The sequence below is a fragment of the Actinoallomurus oryzae genome, assembly GCF_039541955.1.
GTDB classification, from domain to species: domain Bacteria; phylum Actinomycetota; class Actinomycetes; order Streptosporangiales; family Streptosporangiaceae; genus Actinoallomurus; species Actinoallomurus oryzae.
Genome location: NZ_BAABHF010000024.1, coordinates 160,051 through 175,617 on the forward strand (window position 1 = coordinate 160,051; position 15,567 = coordinate 175,617).

At 71.9% G+C, this 15,567-nt stretch carries 17 protein-coding genes; 7 read left to right on the forward strand and 10 right to left on the reverse strand.

What is annotated here, in order from left to right; translation table 11 throughout:
* Positions 1-81: 81 nt before the first annotated feature.
* The 4 genes from ABEA10_RS21925 to ABEA10_RS21940 all read left to right on the forward strand — a co-directional run bounded on the left by ABEA10_RS21925 (position 82) and on the right by ABEA10_RS21940 (position 4,060).
* Positions 82-870 carry a DeoR/GlpR family DNA-binding transcription regulator gene (locus tag ABEA10_RS21925; protein WP_329262338.1) on the forward strand — a complete coding sequence of 263 codons (789 nt, stop codon included), beginning with the start codon at positions 82-84 and terminating at the stop codon, positions 868-870.
* Positions 867-1,925 (forward strand): galactose-1-phosphate uridylyltransferase, encoded by a 1,059-nt coding sequence (galT, locus tag ABEA10_RS21930; RefSeq protein WP_345466684.1) that lies wholly within the window; start codon positions 867-869, stop codon positions 1,923-1,925. Before ABEA10_RS21925 ends, galT begins: the two co-directional genes overlap by 4 nt.
* 450 nt (positions 1,926-2,375) lie before the next feature.
* Entirely contained in the window at positions 2,376-2,924 is a 549-nt protein-coding gene (locus tag ABEA10_RS21935; protein WP_345466686.1) for a YceI family protein, read from the forward strand.
* 179 nt (positions 2,925-3,103) lie between these two features.
* Complete coding sequence (locus tag ABEA10_RS21940; protein ID WP_329256410.1) at positions 3,104-4,060, forward strand: sigma-70 family RNA polymerase sigma factor; 957 nt, start codon at positions 3,104-3,106, stop codon at positions 4,058-4,060.
* Between the two features lie 22 nt (positions 4,061-4,082).
* Here the strand turns inward: ABEA10_RS21940 and ABEA10_RS21945 are convergent, their stop codons facing one another.
* Together ABEA10_RS21945 and ABEA10_RS21950 are read right to left on the reverse strand one after the other, a co-directional pair.
* Positions 4,083-4,463, reverse strand: a complete 381-nt coding sequence (locus ABEA10_RS21945) for an ankyrin repeat domain-containing protein (protein ID WP_345466689.1) — start codon at positions 4,461-4,463, stop codon at positions 4,083-4,085.
* Positions 4,464-4,612: 149 nt separating this feature from the next.
* Positions 4,613-5,248, reverse strand: a complete 636-nt coding sequence (locus tag ABEA10_RS21950; protein ID WP_345466691.1) for an acetamidase/formamidase family protein — start codon at positions 5,246-5,248, stop codon at positions 4,613-4,615.
* A 147-nt stretch (positions 5,249-5,395) separates the two neighbouring features.
* On the opposite strand from ABEA10_RS21950, the gene ABEA10_RS21955 reads away from it, so the two are divergent.
* Positions 5,396-7,240 (forward strand): beta-propeller domain-containing protein, encoded by a 1,845-nt coding sequence (locus ABEA10_RS21955; protein ID WP_345466693.1) that lies wholly within the window; start codon positions 5,396-5,398, stop codon positions 7,238-7,240.
* 15 nt (positions 7,241-7,255) lie between these two features.
* Here ABEA10_RS21955 and ABEA10_RS21960 read toward each other — a convergent pair whose 3' ends face one another.
* The 4 genes from ABEA10_RS21960 to ABEA10_RS21975 form a co-directional block, all read right to left on the reverse strand.
* Positions 7,256-8,353 (reverse strand): D-alanine--D-alanine ligase family protein, encoded by a 1,098-nt coding sequence (locus tag ABEA10_RS21960; protein ID WP_345466695.1) that lies wholly within the window; start codon positions 8,351-8,353, stop codon positions 7,256-7,258.
* Positions 8,354-8,448: 95 nt separating this feature from the next.
* Complete coding sequence (locus ABEA10_RS21965) at positions 8,449-9,696, reverse strand: trans-sulfuration enzyme family protein (RefSeq protein ID WP_345466698.1); 1,248 nt, start codon at positions 9,694-9,696, stop codon at positions 8,449-8,451.
* A 133-nt stretch (positions 9,697-9,829) separates the two neighbouring features.
* The gene (locus tag ABEA10_RS21970; RefSeq protein ID WP_345466700.1) at positions 9,830-10,834 is read right to left on the reverse strand and encodes an NAD(P)H-dependent glycerol-3-phosphate dehydrogenase; all 1,005 of its coding nucleotides are present in this window, start codon (positions 10,832-10,834) and stop codon (positions 9,830-9,832) included.
* Complete coding sequence (locus ABEA10_RS21975) at positions 10,831-11,637, reverse strand: lysophospholipid acyltransferase family protein (RefSeq protein WP_345466702.1); 807 nt, start codon at positions 11,635-11,637, stop codon at positions 10,831-10,833. Before ABEA10_RS21975 ends, ABEA10_RS21970 begins: the two co-directional genes overlap by 4 nt.
* 81 nt (positions 11,638-11,718) lie before the next feature.
* On the opposite strand from ABEA10_RS21975, the gene cofC reads away from it, so the two are divergent.
* Together cofC and ABEA10_RS21985 are read left to right on the forward strand one after the other, a co-directional pair.
* Positions 11,719-12,372, forward strand: a complete 654-nt coding sequence (gene cofC, locus ABEA10_RS21980; RefSeq protein WP_345466704.1) for a 2-phospho-L-lactate guanylyltransferase — start codon at positions 11,719-11,721, stop codon at positions 12,370-12,372.
* A gap of 86 nt (positions 12,373-12,458) precedes the next feature.
* The gene (locus tag ABEA10_RS21985) at positions 12,459-12,659 is read left to right on the forward strand and encodes a cold-shock protein (protein WP_329256392.1); all 201 of its coding nucleotides are present in this window, start codon (positions 12,459-12,461) and stop codon (positions 12,657-12,659) included.
* Positions 12,660-12,803: 144 nt separating this feature from the next.
* Here the strand turns inward: ABEA10_RS21985 and ABEA10_RS21990 are convergent, their stop codons facing one another.
* The 4 genes from ABEA10_RS21990 to leuC all read right to left on the reverse strand — a co-directional run bounded on the left by ABEA10_RS21990 (position 12,804) and on the right by leuC (position 15,535).
* A complete protein-coding gene (locus ABEA10_RS21990) occupies positions 12,804-13,088 on the reverse strand; it encodes an HU family DNA-binding protein (RefSeq protein ID WP_285569221.1) in 285 nt (94 codons plus the stop codon).
* Positions 13,089-13,194: 106 nt separating this feature from the next.
* The gene (locus tag ABEA10_RS21995; RefSeq protein ID WP_345466708.1) at positions 13,195-13,419 is read right to left on the reverse strand and encodes an SCO5555 family protein; all 225 of its coding nucleotides are present in this window, start codon (positions 13,417-13,419) and stop codon (positions 13,195-13,197) included.
* A gap of 109 nt (positions 13,420-13,528) precedes the next feature.
* Positions 13,529-14,119 (reverse strand): 3-isopropylmalate dehydratase small subunit, encoded by a 591-nt coding sequence (gene leuD / locus ABEA10_RS22000; protein ID WP_345466710.1) that lies wholly within the window; start codon positions 14,117-14,119, stop codon positions 13,529-13,531.
* An 18-nt stretch (positions 14,120-14,137) separates the two neighbouring features.
* Positions 14,138-15,535, reverse strand: coding sequence for a 3-isopropylmalate dehydratase large subunit (leuC, locus tag ABEA10_RS22005; RefSeq protein WP_345466712.1), 1,398 nt, complete (start codon positions 15,533-15,535; stop codon positions 14,138-14,140).
* Between the last annotated feature and the right edge of the window lie 32 nt (positions 15,536-15,567).

Consider the following 15,567-nt stretch of genomic DNA (forward strand, 5'->3'; position numbering starts at 1 on the left):
TCACGATGTGCGGCTGTGTTGACATATGTCGTTTCTCCAGGCACGCTTCACGCCGTGGACGGTCACCGAGAGGAGGTGACGATGCTCGCCCAACAGCGGCAGCAGGTGATCCTGGACCTCGTCCAGCAGCACGGCGGTGTCCGTGTCGCCGACCTGGTACGGGAGTTCGGCGTCTCCGACATGACGATCCGGCGCGACCTGGAGGTGCTGGCCGACCGCGGCCTGGTCTCCAAGGTGCACGGCGGCGCGACCACGGTCGGCGCGGGCTCGACCGAAGAACCCGGCTTCGCGGCCAAGTCGGTCCGCCAGCGCGAGGAGAAGGAGGCCATCGCCCGCCGCGCCGCCCGGCTCGTACGGCCCGGCACCGCGGTCGCCGTCTCGGCCGGCACCACCACGTGGACGCTCGCCCACCACCTCACCGACGTACCGGAGCTGACCGTTGTCACGAACTCGATCCAGATCGCCGATGTCTTCTACCGGGCGAGCCGCGCCGACCAGACGATCGTGCTCACCGGCGGCATCCGCACTCCCTCCGACGCCCTGGTGGGGCCGGTCGCGGTCAACGCGGTCCGCGCGCTCAACGTCGACCTGCTGCTGCTCGGCGTGCACGGCATGAGCACGCGCGCCGGCTTCACCACGCCGAACCTCATGGAGGCCGAGACCGACCGGGCGATGGTCGGCGCGGCACGCCGCCTCGCCGTCCTGGCCGACCACACCAAGTGGGGGACGGTCGGGCTCAGCACGATCGCGCGGCTGTCCGACGCCGACGTGCTCGTGACCGACTCCGGCGTCGGCGACGAGGCGCGCAAACAGCTCGCCGACGAGGTCGGCGAACTGATCACCGTCGACCCGGGCGAGGCGGACGCGTGAAACGCACGGTCACCCATCTCGCCGACGGGCGGGAGCTCATCTACTTCGACCGGCACGACGACGCCGACCGGTCCGCGGTCGACACGCGTACGCTGCCGCCGCCCCCGCAGGCGTCCGAGCTGCGCCGCGACCGGCTGCTCGGCGAGTGGGTGACGATCGCCGCGCACCGCCAGGACCGCACCCACCTGCCGCCGAGCGACCAGTGCCCGCTCTGCCCCTCCAAACCGGGCCGGCCCACCGAGATCCCGGCCGCCGACTACGAGGTGGCCGTCTTCGAGAACCGGTTCCCGTCCTACTCCGGCCGCGCCCCCGAGCACCTGGACGGCGTCGTCCCGGGGCTGGGCCGCTGCGAGGTGGTGTGCTTCTCCCCCGACCACGACGCGTCGTTCGCGACGCTCGACCTGGCCCAGGTCGGCACGGTCATGGAGGCGTGGGCCGACCGTACGGCCGAGCTGTCCACGCTGCCCGGCGTGCAGCAGGTGTTCTGCTTCGAGAACCGCGGCGCGGAGATCGGCGTCACCCTCGCCCACCCGCACGGGCAGATCTACGCCTACCCCTTCGTCACGCCGCGGACCGAGCGGATGCTCCAGGTCGCCCGCGCCCACCGGGAGGAGACCGGGGGCGACCTGTTCGCCGACGTGCTCGCGGACGAGCGCGCCGCCGGCACACGCGTGGTGGCCGCGAACGACCTGTGGACGGCGTTCGTGCCGCAGGCGGCCCGGTGGCCGTTCGAGGTGCACCTGTTCCCCCACCGGAAGGTGCCGGACCTGAGCGCCCTGTCGGCGCAGGAGCGCACCGCCTTCGCCCCGCTGTACGTCGACGTGCTGCAGCGCCTGGACCGCCTGTTCGGCGTGCCGATGCCCTACGTCTCCGCCTGGCACCAGGCACCGGTCACGGCCGACCGCGACCTCGCCTACCTGCACCTCCAGCTGTTCAGCACCCGCCGCGCCGCGAACAAGCTGAAGTACCTCGCCGGGTCGGAGGCCGCCATGGGCGCCTTCGTGAACGACATCTACCCCGAGGACGCCGCCCGCCGCCTGCGCGAGGCGACCTAGACCCGCCGTTCCGCCGGGCGGGCGAAGCAGCCCGAGCAGCTCGTCGTGGAACCGCCCCGTGCCGACCACCGCGGTGCCCGGCCCGGGCAGCAACGGCCCACCGGACAGGTCGGCGGCCCGGCCGCCCGCCTCCTCGATGAGCACCGGCATCGGCGCCAGGTCCTCGTAGCCGAGCGCGGATCCGTGCTCGTCCTCGGGCGCGATGCTGACGCCGAACAGGGGAACATGGTGCGCGAAGTGCCGCCGTCGCGTCGATCGGGTCGATGATCCAACGCCGGCCGGAGACGCCCGGGGTGGCTCCCGCCTCCTCGCCGTACACCGCGTCGTCGGGACAGTGGCGTGCCGGCTCCGCCCGGATCAGTATCTTCCTTGTCCTGACGACTTGCCCATGATTTAAGTTTCAACTAAAATCCGGTATCATAGTTGAACATTCAAGCAATGGAGGCTTCCATGACCGCCCTCGCCAGTGAGCTCGGGATCGACCCCGGCACGTACAACATCGACCCCGCGCACAGTGAGGTCACGTTCGTGATCCGGCATCTGATGACCAAGGTCCGCGGCTCCTTCACGGAGTTCTCCGGCTCGCTCGAGATCCCCGAGAACGTGCTCGAGTCGACGACCTCCGTCGAGATCCAGATCAAGTCGATCGACACCCGCAACGCCGACCGCGACAACCACGTCCGGTCCGCCGAGATCCTCGACCTGGACAACTACCCGACCATGCGGTTCGTCAGCACGGGCATCCGCGAGAACGGCGGCGACTACCTCCTGGACGGCGACCTGACCATCCGCGACGTCACCCGCCCGGTCACCCTCGACCTGGAGTTCAACGGCTCCGGCCAGGACCCCTGGGGCGGCACGCGCGTCGGCTTCAGCGCCACCACCTCGATCAGCCGTAAGGAGTACGGCATCGAGTTCAACGTGCCGCTCGGCGGCGAAAAGGCGCTCCTGGGCGACAACGTCGACATCCAGCTCGAGGTCCAGGCCAGCCGCGCCTGAGAGACCGCCGGGGGTTTCCGGGCGGTCTCTGAGCCCTTCCCCTTGACCGCGTGACGAAGAGCACCCTGACCGGGTGCTCTTCTCCGTGTTGGCGAAGCCGACATTCGGGGTATCGCGGAACAGCAAAGGGGAGATCGGCGTTGATCCATACGGGATCCGACGTGAGAGCGAGGTGGCCCATGGCGGCGACCACGAACAGCGGCAGGCGTGTCAGGCGGCCCGGACGTGCCGCCGATGGCGACCTGCTCGGCGCCTATCTGGATGAGATCGCCGCGACACCACTGCTCACGGCCGAACAGGAGATCGAACTCGCGCTGGCCATGGAGGCCGGGCTGCTGGCTCACAACCACCTCGACAGCGGCACCCGTCCCGACGGTGCCACCGTCGATGAGCTGGAGGAGGTCGCCGCGCGCGGCGACGCGGCCAAGGACCGGTTCATCCTGGCCAACCTCCGCCTGGTCGTCTCGGTCGCGCGCCGCTACCCCACCGACGGAATGAGCCTGCTGGACCTGATCCAGGAGGGCACGATCGGCCTGATCCGGGCGGTCGAGGGGTTCGACCCGCAGCGTGGTTTCAAGTTCTCCACCTACGCGACCTGGTGGATCCGGCAGGCGATCGGCCGTGCCCTGGCCAACTCCTCCCGGTCCGTGCGCCTGCCCGGAGCCGTCCACACCGACGTCAACCGGCTGCGCAAGGCCCGCCGCGAACTCGTCCTGCTCACCGGCTCCGAGCCCACCAACGAGGAGCTGGCCGCCGAGCTGGACCTGCCGGTCGAGCGGATCGGCGAGCTGGACCGCTGGGACCGTACGCCGGCGAGCCTGGACGCCGTGGTCGGCGAGGACGAGGAGACCTCACTGGGCGACCTGCTGGCCGACGAGGACGCGCCCTCGCCCGAGGACGAGGCGATGGCCGGCGCCCAGCTCGAGATCATCGACGGCATGCTCGACCGGCTGGAGCCGCGCGAGGCGGTGGTGCTCCGGGCGCGTTACGGCCTGGAGGACGGCATGGAGCACAGCCGCCGCGAGATCGCGATGCGCCTGGGCGTGTCCGCCGAGCGGGTGCGGCAGATGGAGTTGGCGGCGCTGCGGCGGATGCGGGAGATGGCGCAGCGGCTGGACGCGCCGCTCGCCGCCTGAGAGACGCCCGTACGCCGCGGCCTCACGCGCCGAACCACCGCAGGTAGTCCTCATGGCCGAACATCCGGGCCGTGTCGACGGCCGAGGGGGTGCCCGCCCGAGGGTCGGCGCCCGCGTCGAGCAGGGCGCGTACGACGTCGGCCTCCTTCTTGAACACCGCGCCGGCCAGCGGTGTCTGGCCGCGGTCGTTGGCCCGGCCGGGGTCGGCGCCGCGTTCGAGCAGCGCCCGTACGGTCTCGGCACGCCCGTGGTAGGCGGCCAGCATCAGCAGGGTGTCTCCCGCGTCGTTGGCGAGGTCGGCCGGCACGCCCGCGTCGACGTACGCGGCGAGCGTCTCGGCGCGGCCTTCGCGGGCGAGGCCGAACAGCCTGGTCGCGAACTCCACCAGCTCAGGATCGTCCATCGCTTCCAGCATGCCACGCAGGGACGCCGAGGAGCGCGGGAGACGAGTCGCGCTCCTCGGCGAGGTGCCTCCTGACGGTCTGGGTGCTCTCGCTAGGCGTTCACCTCCTCGGTGTCACACGGGGATTCGCGGCGCCGTCCGGCGCGGCTTCAGGCGACTCCGACGGTCAGGCCCGCGACCGTCGCGTCGAGGGAACTGGTCGTGATCGGCATGAGCACCGGCTCGGTGATCTGGAACCGCTCCATGCCGCGTTTGGTCAGATGCACCCGCAGGTCGAGCCGGCCGCCCTCGGTCCGGCAGCCGCCCTCGTCGGGGAAGTGCAGGTCACCGGCTGAAATGCGGGCTCCCGGAACGTGCACCGGCAGCAGGATCTGCGCGCGCGGCGCCAGTGCCCGGCACGAGGCGCGTACCGGCGGGGCGCTCGCCGCGATCCGGTCGTGGTCGGCGGACGAGGGCGCGATGCGTCCGAGCAGCGCTCCCTCCGGGTCGCCGGGCGTGTCGCGGAGCATCGCGTGCGAGGGCGCACAGCCGAGGACGCCCGGATGGGCCGCGGGCGAGAAGCACCCGTCCAGGCGGCCGATACCGAGGATCTCGACCATGACGAGGTCCCCCGGCTCGGCACCGACGACGCCGACCGGCCCGCACAGGACACCATCGCCCTGGCAGCTCAGCCGGATCGAACCTCCGGCGATCACCTCGGCGACGGGCGGAATGTCGGGATGCCAGCGATTGTGACCGGGGATGTACTGCACCGTCCGGATCGGCGCGGCAGGCGTGAACAGCAAGTGCCGGTCCCTTCTCTCGTCGGCGGACCTTCAACGGACCTTCGGCGGATCTGATGGGTCAATCCTGCACGTCAGGCTGTTTCAGCGCGGTTTCACGGCTTTTAACGACCCGTCAATTGGACTTCACCGGAACCGGGCGGGAACGGCGTGCGTCCAAACCCCATGGGCTCCGATTCGAGTTCGGGTGGCCGGCCGGTTCTCGCGGTCGCGGTCGCCGGGTTGATCATCGCTGGATGCGGCGCGAGCAGCCTCGCCGCCCCCGCACGCCCCGCCCCCTCGCTCCGCCTGGTCGCCTACGACGACTGCGGCGAGCTCCTCAGCGGCCTGCGCAAGGCCACCGCGGCGCACGTCGGCCCCTACGGCCTGGCGGGTGACCCGGTCATGCGTCCGCTCGTCAGCGGGCGCGTCCCCGGCGACCTGACGGCCAAGCAGCAGGCCGCCACGCCCCACTCCGACACGAATGTGCAGGAGCCGGGCGTCGACGAGCCCGACCAGGTCAAGACCGACGGCCGCCGGATCGTCACGGTGGCGCGCGGGCGGCTGGTCGTGGTCGACGCGGCGTCCCGCAGGCAGACCGGCTCGCTGGACCTGCGGGAGGGCGGCGCGTGGTCCGCCGGTGAGCTGATGCTGTACGGCGACCGGGCACTCGTCGTCCTGCGCCCGGCGATCACCTTCGCGCGCGGGGGCATCGTCGACGGGCCGGTGACCGCCCGCAGCGCACCGGGTCCGCGCCTGGTGCTCGTCGACCTGCACGGCGCGCCACGCGTGGTGAGCTCGATGCGCCTCGACGGCTCGTACGTCGACGCCCGCCGCACCGGCCCGACCGCGCGGATCGTCATGCGGTCGGCGCCGAACATCGCCTTCCCGCAGCGTCACGGCGGCAGTGACGCCGACGCGACCGCGGCGAACCGCGGGGCGGTCGGGAAAGCGCCGCTGGACGCGTGGCTGCCGCGCTACAGCGTCACGCGCGGCGGTCGCACCACGGCCGAGAAGGTGCCGTGCGACCAGGTCAGCCATCCGCCGTCCTACACCGGGCTGTCGCTGGTGTCGGTGCTGTCGGTGGACCTGTCCGGCGACATGGCCGACGCCTCCCCGGTCAGCGTGGTGGCCGGCGGCGAGACGGTGTACGGATCGAGCACCGGCCTGTACGTCACCGACCACCCGTCCGGCTCGGCGGACCGGACCGACATCTACCGCTTCGACGCGGGAGGCTCGGGCCCGCCCCGGTTCGCCGCCTCCGGCTCGGTGCCCGGCACCCCGGTGAACCGGTACGCCCTGTCCGAGTACGCCGGGAACCTGCGGGTCGCCACCACCTCCGGAGGCACCGCGACGTCCCCGGGCACCTCCCAGAGCGCCGTGTACGTCCTGGCCCGGCGCGGGAACCGCCTGCAGCAGGTGGGTGAGGCCGGCGGGCTCGGCCGGGGCGAGCGGCTCTACGCGGTGCGCTTCGCCGGCCCGGTCGGCTACGTCGCCACCTTCCGGCAGACCGACCCGCTGTACACCCTGGACCTGCGCGATCCCGCCCGGCCACGCGTCACCGGCGAGCTGAAGATCAGCGGCTACTCGGCCTACCTGCACCCGGCCGGCGACGGACGGCTCATCGGGGTCGGCCAGCAGGCCGACGCGAACGGGCGGGTGAAGGGCGCCCAGGTGTCGCTGTTCGACGTGAGCGACCCGGCCGCGCCGAAGAGGCTGAGCGGGTACACGCTGCCGTCCTCATGGTCGGCGGTCGAGGGCGACCCGCGCGCGTTCCTCTACTGGCCGGCCACCGGACTGACGGTCGTTCCGATGGGCGGCCGGGACGGGGCCCTGGTGCTGTCGGCCGGTCCGTCGAGCGTACGGCGTCTGGGGAGCGTACGGCAGCCGGACGCGGCGGGCCCCGTTCAGCGGGCGCTGCTGGTCGGCGACACGCTCTGGACGCTGTCGCCGTCCGGTCTGCAGGCCGACGACGCGACGACCCTCGCCAGGACGGCCTGGCTGCCGTTCGCCTGAGGCCTTGTCGCCGGCTCAGCGCAGGCCGGTGGGCCGCTGCATCGCCGTACGGATCCAGCGGTCCACGAGGGCCGGGTAGTCCAGGCCGGTCGCCGCCCACATCTTGGGGAACGCCGACGCCGGCGTGCAGCCGGGCATCGTGTTGATCTCGTTGACGACGACCCGGCCGTCGGGTGTGTAGAAGAAGTCGACCCGGGCGAGGCCCTCGCAACCGACCGCCTCGAAGGCCTGCACCGACAGCCTGCGGACCTCTTCGATGACGGCGGGCGGCAGGTCGGGCGGGATGTCGAGCCGCAGCCCCTCATCGAGGTACTTGGCCTCGAAGTCGTAGTAGTCGTGGCCGTCGCCGACGTGCACCTCGGCGGGCAGGCTGGCCTCGGGCGGGCCGTCGTCCAGCCCCTCGAGGACGCCGCACTCGATCTCGCGGCCCTCGACCGCCGCCTCGACGATCACCTTGGGGTCGTGCTCGCGCGCGGCCTCGACCGCGGCCTCCAGGTCCGGCTCGGCGTCGACGCGGGAGATGCCCATGCTCGACCCGGCACGCGCGGGCTTGACGAACACCGGCCAGCCGAGCTCCTTGACGTCGTCCACCACGCGCTTGCGCTCGCGCCGCCAGCGGCGGTCGCCGACGACCACGTACGGGCCCACGGGCAGCCCGGCGCCCCGCAGGATGACCTTCATGAAGGCCTTGTCCATGCTGGCGGCGCTGGCGAACACCCCGGCGCCGGTGTAGCGGACTCCCGCGAGTTCGAGCAGGCCCTGGATCGTGCCGTCCTCGCCGTACGGGCCGTGCAGGAGGGGCAGCACCACGTCGACCTCGCCCAGGGCGCGCGGCACCTCTCCGGGCGCCACGACCATCAGGCCGCCGCCCGGCCCGTCGAACGGGAGGGCGAGGGCCGCGCCGCCGGTGTCCACCTCGGGCAGGTGCCCGTCCTCGATCGCGAGCCGCTGCCCGGAGGCGAGCACCCAGCGGCCGTCGCGGGCGATGCCCACCGGGACGATCTCGTAGCGGTCCGGGTCGATCGCCGCGATGATGCCGCCCGCGGTGAGGCAGGAGATCGCGTGTTCGGAGCTACGGCCGCCGAAAACGACGGCGACACGGACCTTGCGCATGCCTCCACCCCTCTTCTCACCTGCGACGACGCCCGCGAGCCTTGACCCTACACGGCGTGTTTCGCCGCCCGGCCGCGTGAAACGGCCGGGTCGGGTCACGAGTTCAATGCCCCCTCGTGTTCCCCGATCCGCCCCAGAGCGCTCAAGGCATTGTTGACATCGTGGATCAGGTCGTCGGCGTCCTCGAGCCCGACGGAGAAGCGGACGGCCGCCGGGCCGATGCCCGCGGCCGCCAGCGCGCGCTCGTCCATCTGCCGGTGCGTCGTGGAGGCGATGTGCCCGGCCAGCGTGTGGGTGCCGCCCAGTGAGGTGGCCACCTTCGCCAGGCGGAGGCCGTCCGCGAGGGCCATGCCGGCCGCGGCGTCGCCGTGCGGGGTGATCGTCACGATCGCGCCGAACCGGGTGCCCTCCGGCCCGGCGTCGAACAGCCGGCGCGCCGTCTCGCGGCCGGGGTGGTCCGGCAGCCCCGGGTAGTCGACCCGGGCGACCGCGGGATGCCGGGCGGCGGCCGCCGCCAGCAGCGCGGCGGTGTCGCACTGGCGGCGCACCCGCAGCGGCAGCGTCTCCAGCCCGCGGCGCAGCAGGAAGGCCTCGTCCGGCGCCAGCGATCCTCCGGTGTGGATGCGCACCGCGCGGACCGGCGCGACCACGCCGGTACGGCCGACGACGACACCCCCCGTCGCGTCGCTGTGCCCGCCGATGTACTTGGTCGCCGAGTGGACGACGAGGTCCGCGCCGTGCTCCAGGGGGCGGCACACGACCGGTGTGGCGAACGTCGAGTCGACGACCAGCAGCGCCCCCGCCTCGTGTGCCGCCTCCGCCAGCGCGGGCAGGTCGGCCACGGCCATGGTGGGGTTCGCCAGGGTCTCGGCCCACACGAGCCGCGTCTCAGGGCGGATCGCCGCGCGCACCTTCGCCGGGTCGGTCATGTCGACGAAGTCGGTCGCCACCCCGAACCTCGACAGCAGCTGCGACAACAGCCCGTACGTGCCGCCGTACGCCGCCGCGGGCGCGACGACGTGCGCGCCCGCGTGAGTGTACGCCAGGAGCACCCCGGTGATCGCCGCCATGCCCGAGGCGAACGCCTCGCCCGTCACGCCGCCGACGCGCGCGCCCTCGAGGGCGGCGACCGCCGCCGCGAACCCGTCGGAGGTCGGGTTGTCGATCCGGCTGTAGGTGTAGCCCGGCATGCGCTCGCCCAGCACGTCGGCGTACTCCTGCGACGTCGGGAACGCGTAGGTGGCCGAGCGCCACACCGGCGTGCCGAGCGGCTGCTGGCTGGGCACGGGGGCCGGCGGCAGGTGGACCGCGCGGGTGTTCTCCCCGGACGGCTGTTCGGTCATGAGCCCTCCTTCGTCGGAGAGGGTGACCACAGGGGCGTGTCTTCGATTCCCTCGCTTCGCTCGGTCATGAGCCCTCCTTCGTCGGAAAGGGTGACCACAGGGGCGTGTCTTCGATTCCCTCGCTCATGTGCTCTCAGACTCCGTAGCGTTCCGGCTTGGGGGTGCGCGACATCAGCAGCCGGCCCGCCTCGACGGGGCTCAGGCCGCGGTGCATGACGGCCACGATGCCCTCGGTGATCGGCATCTCGACGTGGTGGCGCCGCGCGAGCTCCAGCACCGCGTCACAGGACTTGACGCCCTCCGCGGTCTGCTTCGTCACGGCGATGACCTCGTCCAGGCTCATGCCGCGCCCGAGGTTCTCCCCGAACGTCCGGTTGCGCGACAGCGGCGAGCCGCAGGTGGCGACGAGGTCGCCCATGCCCGCCAGCCCGGCGAAGGTGTGCTGGTCGGCGCCCAGTGCCGCGCCCAGGCGGGCGATCTCGGCGAGCCCGCGCGTCATCAGCAGGGCGCGGACGTTGTCGCCCATGCCCATGCCGACCGAGATGCCGACGGCGAGGGCGATGACGTTCTTGACCGCGCCGCCCAGCTCGCAGCCTACGACGTCCGGGTTGGTGTACGCGCGGAAGTAGGGCGTCATGCAGGCGAGCTGGAGTTTCTGCGCGGTCGGCTCGTCGGTGCAGGCGACGACGGCTGCCGAGGGCTGCTCCAGCGCGATCTCGCGGGCCAGGTTGGGCCCGCTGATCACCGCGACCCGCTCCTCCGGCACCCCGGCGACCTCGCGGACCACCTCGCTCATCCGCTTGCAGGTGCCGAGCTCGATGCCCTTCATCAGGCTGACCAGCACGGCGTCGTCGCCGATCAGCGGCCGCCACTCCCGCAGGTTGGCGCGCAGGGTCTGGGCGGGCACGGCCAGGACGATGTACGGCGCGCCGTCGAGGGCCTCGGCGACGTGCGTGGTGGCGCTCAGGCGCTCCGGCAGCGTGGTGTCCGGGAGATAGTCGGGGTTGCGACGGGTCCGGTTGATCGCGTCGACGACGTCCGTACGGCGTCCCCAGAGGGTGACGTCGCCGCCCGCGTCGGCGAGCACCTTGGCGAAGACGGTCCCCCAGGACCCTGCTCCCAGTACTGCGATCTTCAAGAGGCCTTGGCCTCCTCGTTGTCGCCGTCCGTGCCGTCCGTGCCGTCTTTGTCGCTTCCGCCGCCCTCCGCGCCGGCCCCCCGCTTGGCGGCGCGGGCGGCGCGGGTCGCCGCGCGGTGGTCATAGAGCGTCTCCGGCGGCGTCTCACCGCGCAGCTCGCCCAGCAGGGCGGCGATGGCGGCCATGATGTCGGCGGTCGCGGCGGTGAGGGTCTCGGCGTCGAGCGGCCTTCCCTCGTACTTCGACAGGTCCACGGGCGGCCCGGCGACGACGTGCATCGTCTTGCGCGGGAACAGCCGGATCTTCTTCGTGCCGTACCGCCACAGCTCGTGCGCGCCCCAGTGCGCGACCGGGATCACCGGGACGCCGGTGGTGAGCGCGACGCGGGCCGCGCCCGTCTTGCCGGTCATCGGCCATAGGTCCGGGTCACGGGTGCAGGTGCCCTCGGGGTAGAAGATCACGCATTCGCCGGAGCGCAGGCCCTTCTCCGCGTCGCGGAGCGCCAGGCCCGCGTCGGAGCGGTCGCGGTAGACCGGGATCTGGCCGGTACGGCGCAGGATGTGGCCGAGCACCCGGCTCTTGAACACCGAGTCCTTGGCCAGGTACACCGGGAATCGGCCGCCGGTGTAGACGAAGTGGGCCAGCGCCAGCGGGTCGGACTCGGACAGGTGGTTGGGCGCGATGACCACGCCGCCCGTGCGGGGGATGTTCTCCTGCCCCTTCCAGTCGCGTTTGAGCAGGGTGAACAGCAACGGCCGCAGGATCCCCACAACGATCGTGCGCCACACGGGCGAATATTTCATTGCCCATCTCCTAGGTTCGTCCCCGCCAACTGCGGGGTCCGGTCAAGTCTCGCGGTTGGTTCCGCATAGTGTCGACCCACGATGCCTCGTACCCACCGTCTCACCTGGACGCTCGTCGTGCCGGTCAAGCCGCTGGCACGGGCGAAGTCGCGCCTGTCCGGACCCGCCGGGCCGCACCGCGAGCGGCTCGCGCTGGCGATCGCGACCGACACGGTATCGGCCGTACTCCGATCATCGCGGGTCGAGGGGGTCGTCGTGGTCACCGACGATCCGGTCGCGGCGCCGGAGTTGGCCGCCCTCGGCGCGATCATCGTGCCCGACGAACCCGACGACGGCCTGAACCCGGCCCTGGTGCACGGCGCCGCCGAGGCCCGGCGCCTGGCCCCCGAACGCGCCGTCGGCGCGCTGAGCGCCGACCTGCCGTCGCTGCGGCCCGGCGAGCTGACGCGGGTGCTGGACGCCGCCGCCGCGGTGCCGAACGCCTTCGTCCCGGACGCGGCGGGCGTCGGCACCACGCTCTACACCGCCCGGCCGGACGCGGTCTTCACCCCGGCCTTCGGCCTGGAGTCACGGGCCCGCCACCGCGACGGCGGCGCACGGGAGCTGGCGCTCGACGACGTCCCGAGCGTGCGCCGCGACGTCGACACGATCGACGACCTGCGCGCCGCCCTGGAGCTCGGCGTCGGCCCCCGTACGGCCTCGGTCGCCCCGCTCCTGCCCTCCGCACGCCGTTAGTCCTGCCTCCGATAGTCCTGCCTCCGAGCCCCGCCGCGCCGCCGGGGACATCAGGGGCTCGCGGGCAGGCTCTAAGCTCTGCGGTTATGCAGGCGACGGTGAAGGCGTTCGATCGTGACACGCGCAGCGGAAGCGTGCTGCTGGACGACGGAAGCGAGATGACCTTCGGTGCGCTGGCGTTCGACGCCGGCGGCCTGCGGCTGCTGCGTCTCGGTCAGCGGGTCAACATCGCCGTCGAGGAGGGCTGGATCACCGCGATCACCCTGTCGACGTTCCCCCTGCCCTGAGCCTTGCGGGCCTGAGCCTCGCGGGCCTGAGCCTTGCCGGTCTGAGCCTTGCCGGTCTGGGGTCGGGGGCCCGCGGACGCCGACGGCGCCCGGGAGACGGGATGTCTCTCCGGGCGCCGACCGTATGCGTCGCTTCTTCGGGTGTTACTTCTTCTTGGGACCGGCCACCTGACCCTTGAAATCGGCACCGGCCTTGAACTTCGGGACCGACGTCGCCGGCACCTTGATGGTGGCGCCGGTCGCCGGGTTGCGGGCCTCTCGGGCGGGTCGATCCGCCTTTTCGAAGGAGCCGAAGCCGGTGATGGCGACCTTCTCCCCCTTGGCGACGGTGTCCTGGATGGTGTCCAGAATCGCGTCGACGGCCTCTCCCGCGATCTTCTTACTGCCCACTCGTTCGGCGACAGCGTCGACGAGCTCACGCTTGTTCATGGGTTACTCCTCTTCCCCCTTGCTCGCTTGAAACTAGGGGACTCGCAGCATCTACACAATCACCCATGGCTGAGGTTTTCGGCTGTGTCGCAGGCGGAAGTGCCCCTCAGGGAACGTTTTCATCGCCGTCGAGATCGCTGAGGAATGATTCGAGGCGTCTCAGGGCGAGCGCGGCATCCCGTTTGGCGAGGTCGGTGATGACCAGCAAATGCCTGGTCATCTGCGGTCTGACCAGCGGCGATAGCTTCGCGACCCGCGCATGCGCGATCCGGAGCCCGTCCGCCAGGGCGTCGAGCTGCGGATCGTTCCAGCTCCCGCGCGATGCGTTCATAATCACACCCGGTTTTTTCGGTGGCTCCGGCGCGGCGAGGCCGCCGGCGGGGACGACGCGCGCCCCGCCGGCGTACGCGGACGGGCGGAGACCGCCCTGTCCCGGTCTCTCAGGCGGTCACCGGGAGCCACGGCTGCCGGTTCTTCTCATAGACGGTGATGTCGTCGGCGTACCGCAGGGTGAGGCCGATGTCGTCGAGCCCCTCCGTCAGGCGCCAGCGGGTGTAGTCGTCGATCTCGAAGGACCGCACGCCGCCTTCGTCGCAGCGCAGCTCGCGGGCGGGCAGGTCGATGGTGAACTCCTTGGCCGGGTTCGCCTCGATCTTGTCCTGCAGGCGCTCGATGTAGTCCTCGGGCAGCTGGATCGGCAGCAGGCCCATCTTGGTGGCGTTGTTGCGGAAGATGTCGCCGAAGCGGGCCGAGATGACGGCGCGGAAGCCGTACTGCTGCAGGGCCCAGACGGCGTGCTCGCGCGAGGATCCGGTGCCGAAGTCCGGCCCGGCGACCAGGATCGACGCCCCGGCGTACTCCGGACGGTTCAGCACGAACTCCGGGTCCTCCCGCCAGGCGGAGAACAGGCCCTTTTCGAAGCCCGTACGGCTGACCTGCTTGAGCCAGACCGCCGGGATGATCTGGTCGGTGTCGACGTTGCTGCGCCGCAGCGGCACGGCGCGCCCGGTGTGAACGGTGAAGGCTTCCATGTCTGCTGGGTCTCCTCGTTACAGGTCGGCGGGAGCGGCCAGGCGGCCGGTGACGGCGGTGGCGGCGGCGACGGCGGGCGAGACCAGGTGGGTACGGCCGCCCTTGCCCTGCCGGCCCTCGAAGTTGCGGTTGGAGGTCGAGGCGCTGCGCTCCCCCGGCTTGAGCTGGTCGGGGTTCATGCCGAGGCACATCGAGCAGCCCGCCTCGCGCCACTCGGCGCCGGCCTCGGTGAACACGGCGTCGAGGCCCTCCTCCTGCGCCTGCGCCTTGACCTTCATCGAGCCCGGCACGACCAGCATGCGGACGCCGTCGGCGACCTTGCGGCCCTTGACGACCTCGGCCGCGGCGCGCAGGTCCTCGATGCGGCCGTTGGTGCAGGAACCGACGAACACGGTGTCGACGGCGATGTCGCGCAGCGGGGTGCCGGCGGTCAGGCCCATGTACTCCAGGGCCCGCTCGGCGGCGCTGCGGCGGGTCGGGTCCTCGAACGAGGACGGGTCCGGCACGCTCGAGGACAGCGGAGCGCCCTGGCCGGGGTTGGTGCCCCAGGTGACGAACGGGGTCAGCTCGACGGCGTCGATGACGACCTCGCGGTCGAAGACGGCGTCGTCGTCGGTGCGCAGCGACCGCCAGTACTCCTTGGCGGCCTCCCAGTCGGCGCCCTTCGGGGCGTTGGGGCGGCCTTCGAGGTAGGCGAAGGTCGTCTCGTCCGGCGCGATCATGCCGGCGCGGGCACCCGCCTCGATGGACATGTTGCAGACCGTCATGCGGCCCTCCATCGAGAGCGCGCGGATCGCCTCGCCGCGGTACTCGATGATGTGGCCCTGGCCGCCGCCGGTGCCGATGCGGGCGATGATCGCCAGGATCAGGTCCTTGGCGGTCACGCCGTAGGGCAGCTCACCGTTCACGGTGACCGCCATCATCTTGGGCTTGTTCTGCGACAGCGTCTGCGTCGCCAGGACGTGCTCGACCTCGCTCGTGCCGATGCCGAACGCCAGAGCACCGAACGCGCCGTGCGTGGACGTGTGCGAGTCGCCGCAGACGACCGTCATGCCGGGCTGGGTGAGCCCGAGCTGCGGGCCGATCACGTGCACGATGCCCTGGCCCGCGTCGCCCATCGGGTGCAGGCGTACGCCGAACTCGGCGCAGTTCTTGCGCAGGGTCTCCACCTGCGTCCGCGAGACGGGGTCGGCGATCGGGGCCAGGATGTCGGTCGTCGGGACGTTGTGGTCCTCGGTGGCGATCGTCAGGTCCGGCCGGCGAATCTTGCGGCCCGCCATGCGCAGGCCGTCGAAGGCCTGCGGGCTCGTCACCTCGTGGACGAGGTGAAGATCGATGTAGAGGACGTCCGGCTCGCCCTCCGCGCTGCGCACCACGTGCGCGTCGTAAACCTTGTCCGCCAGTGTCCGGCCCATCACTTCACCTCTTCTTGGTCCTGGGCTCCTTT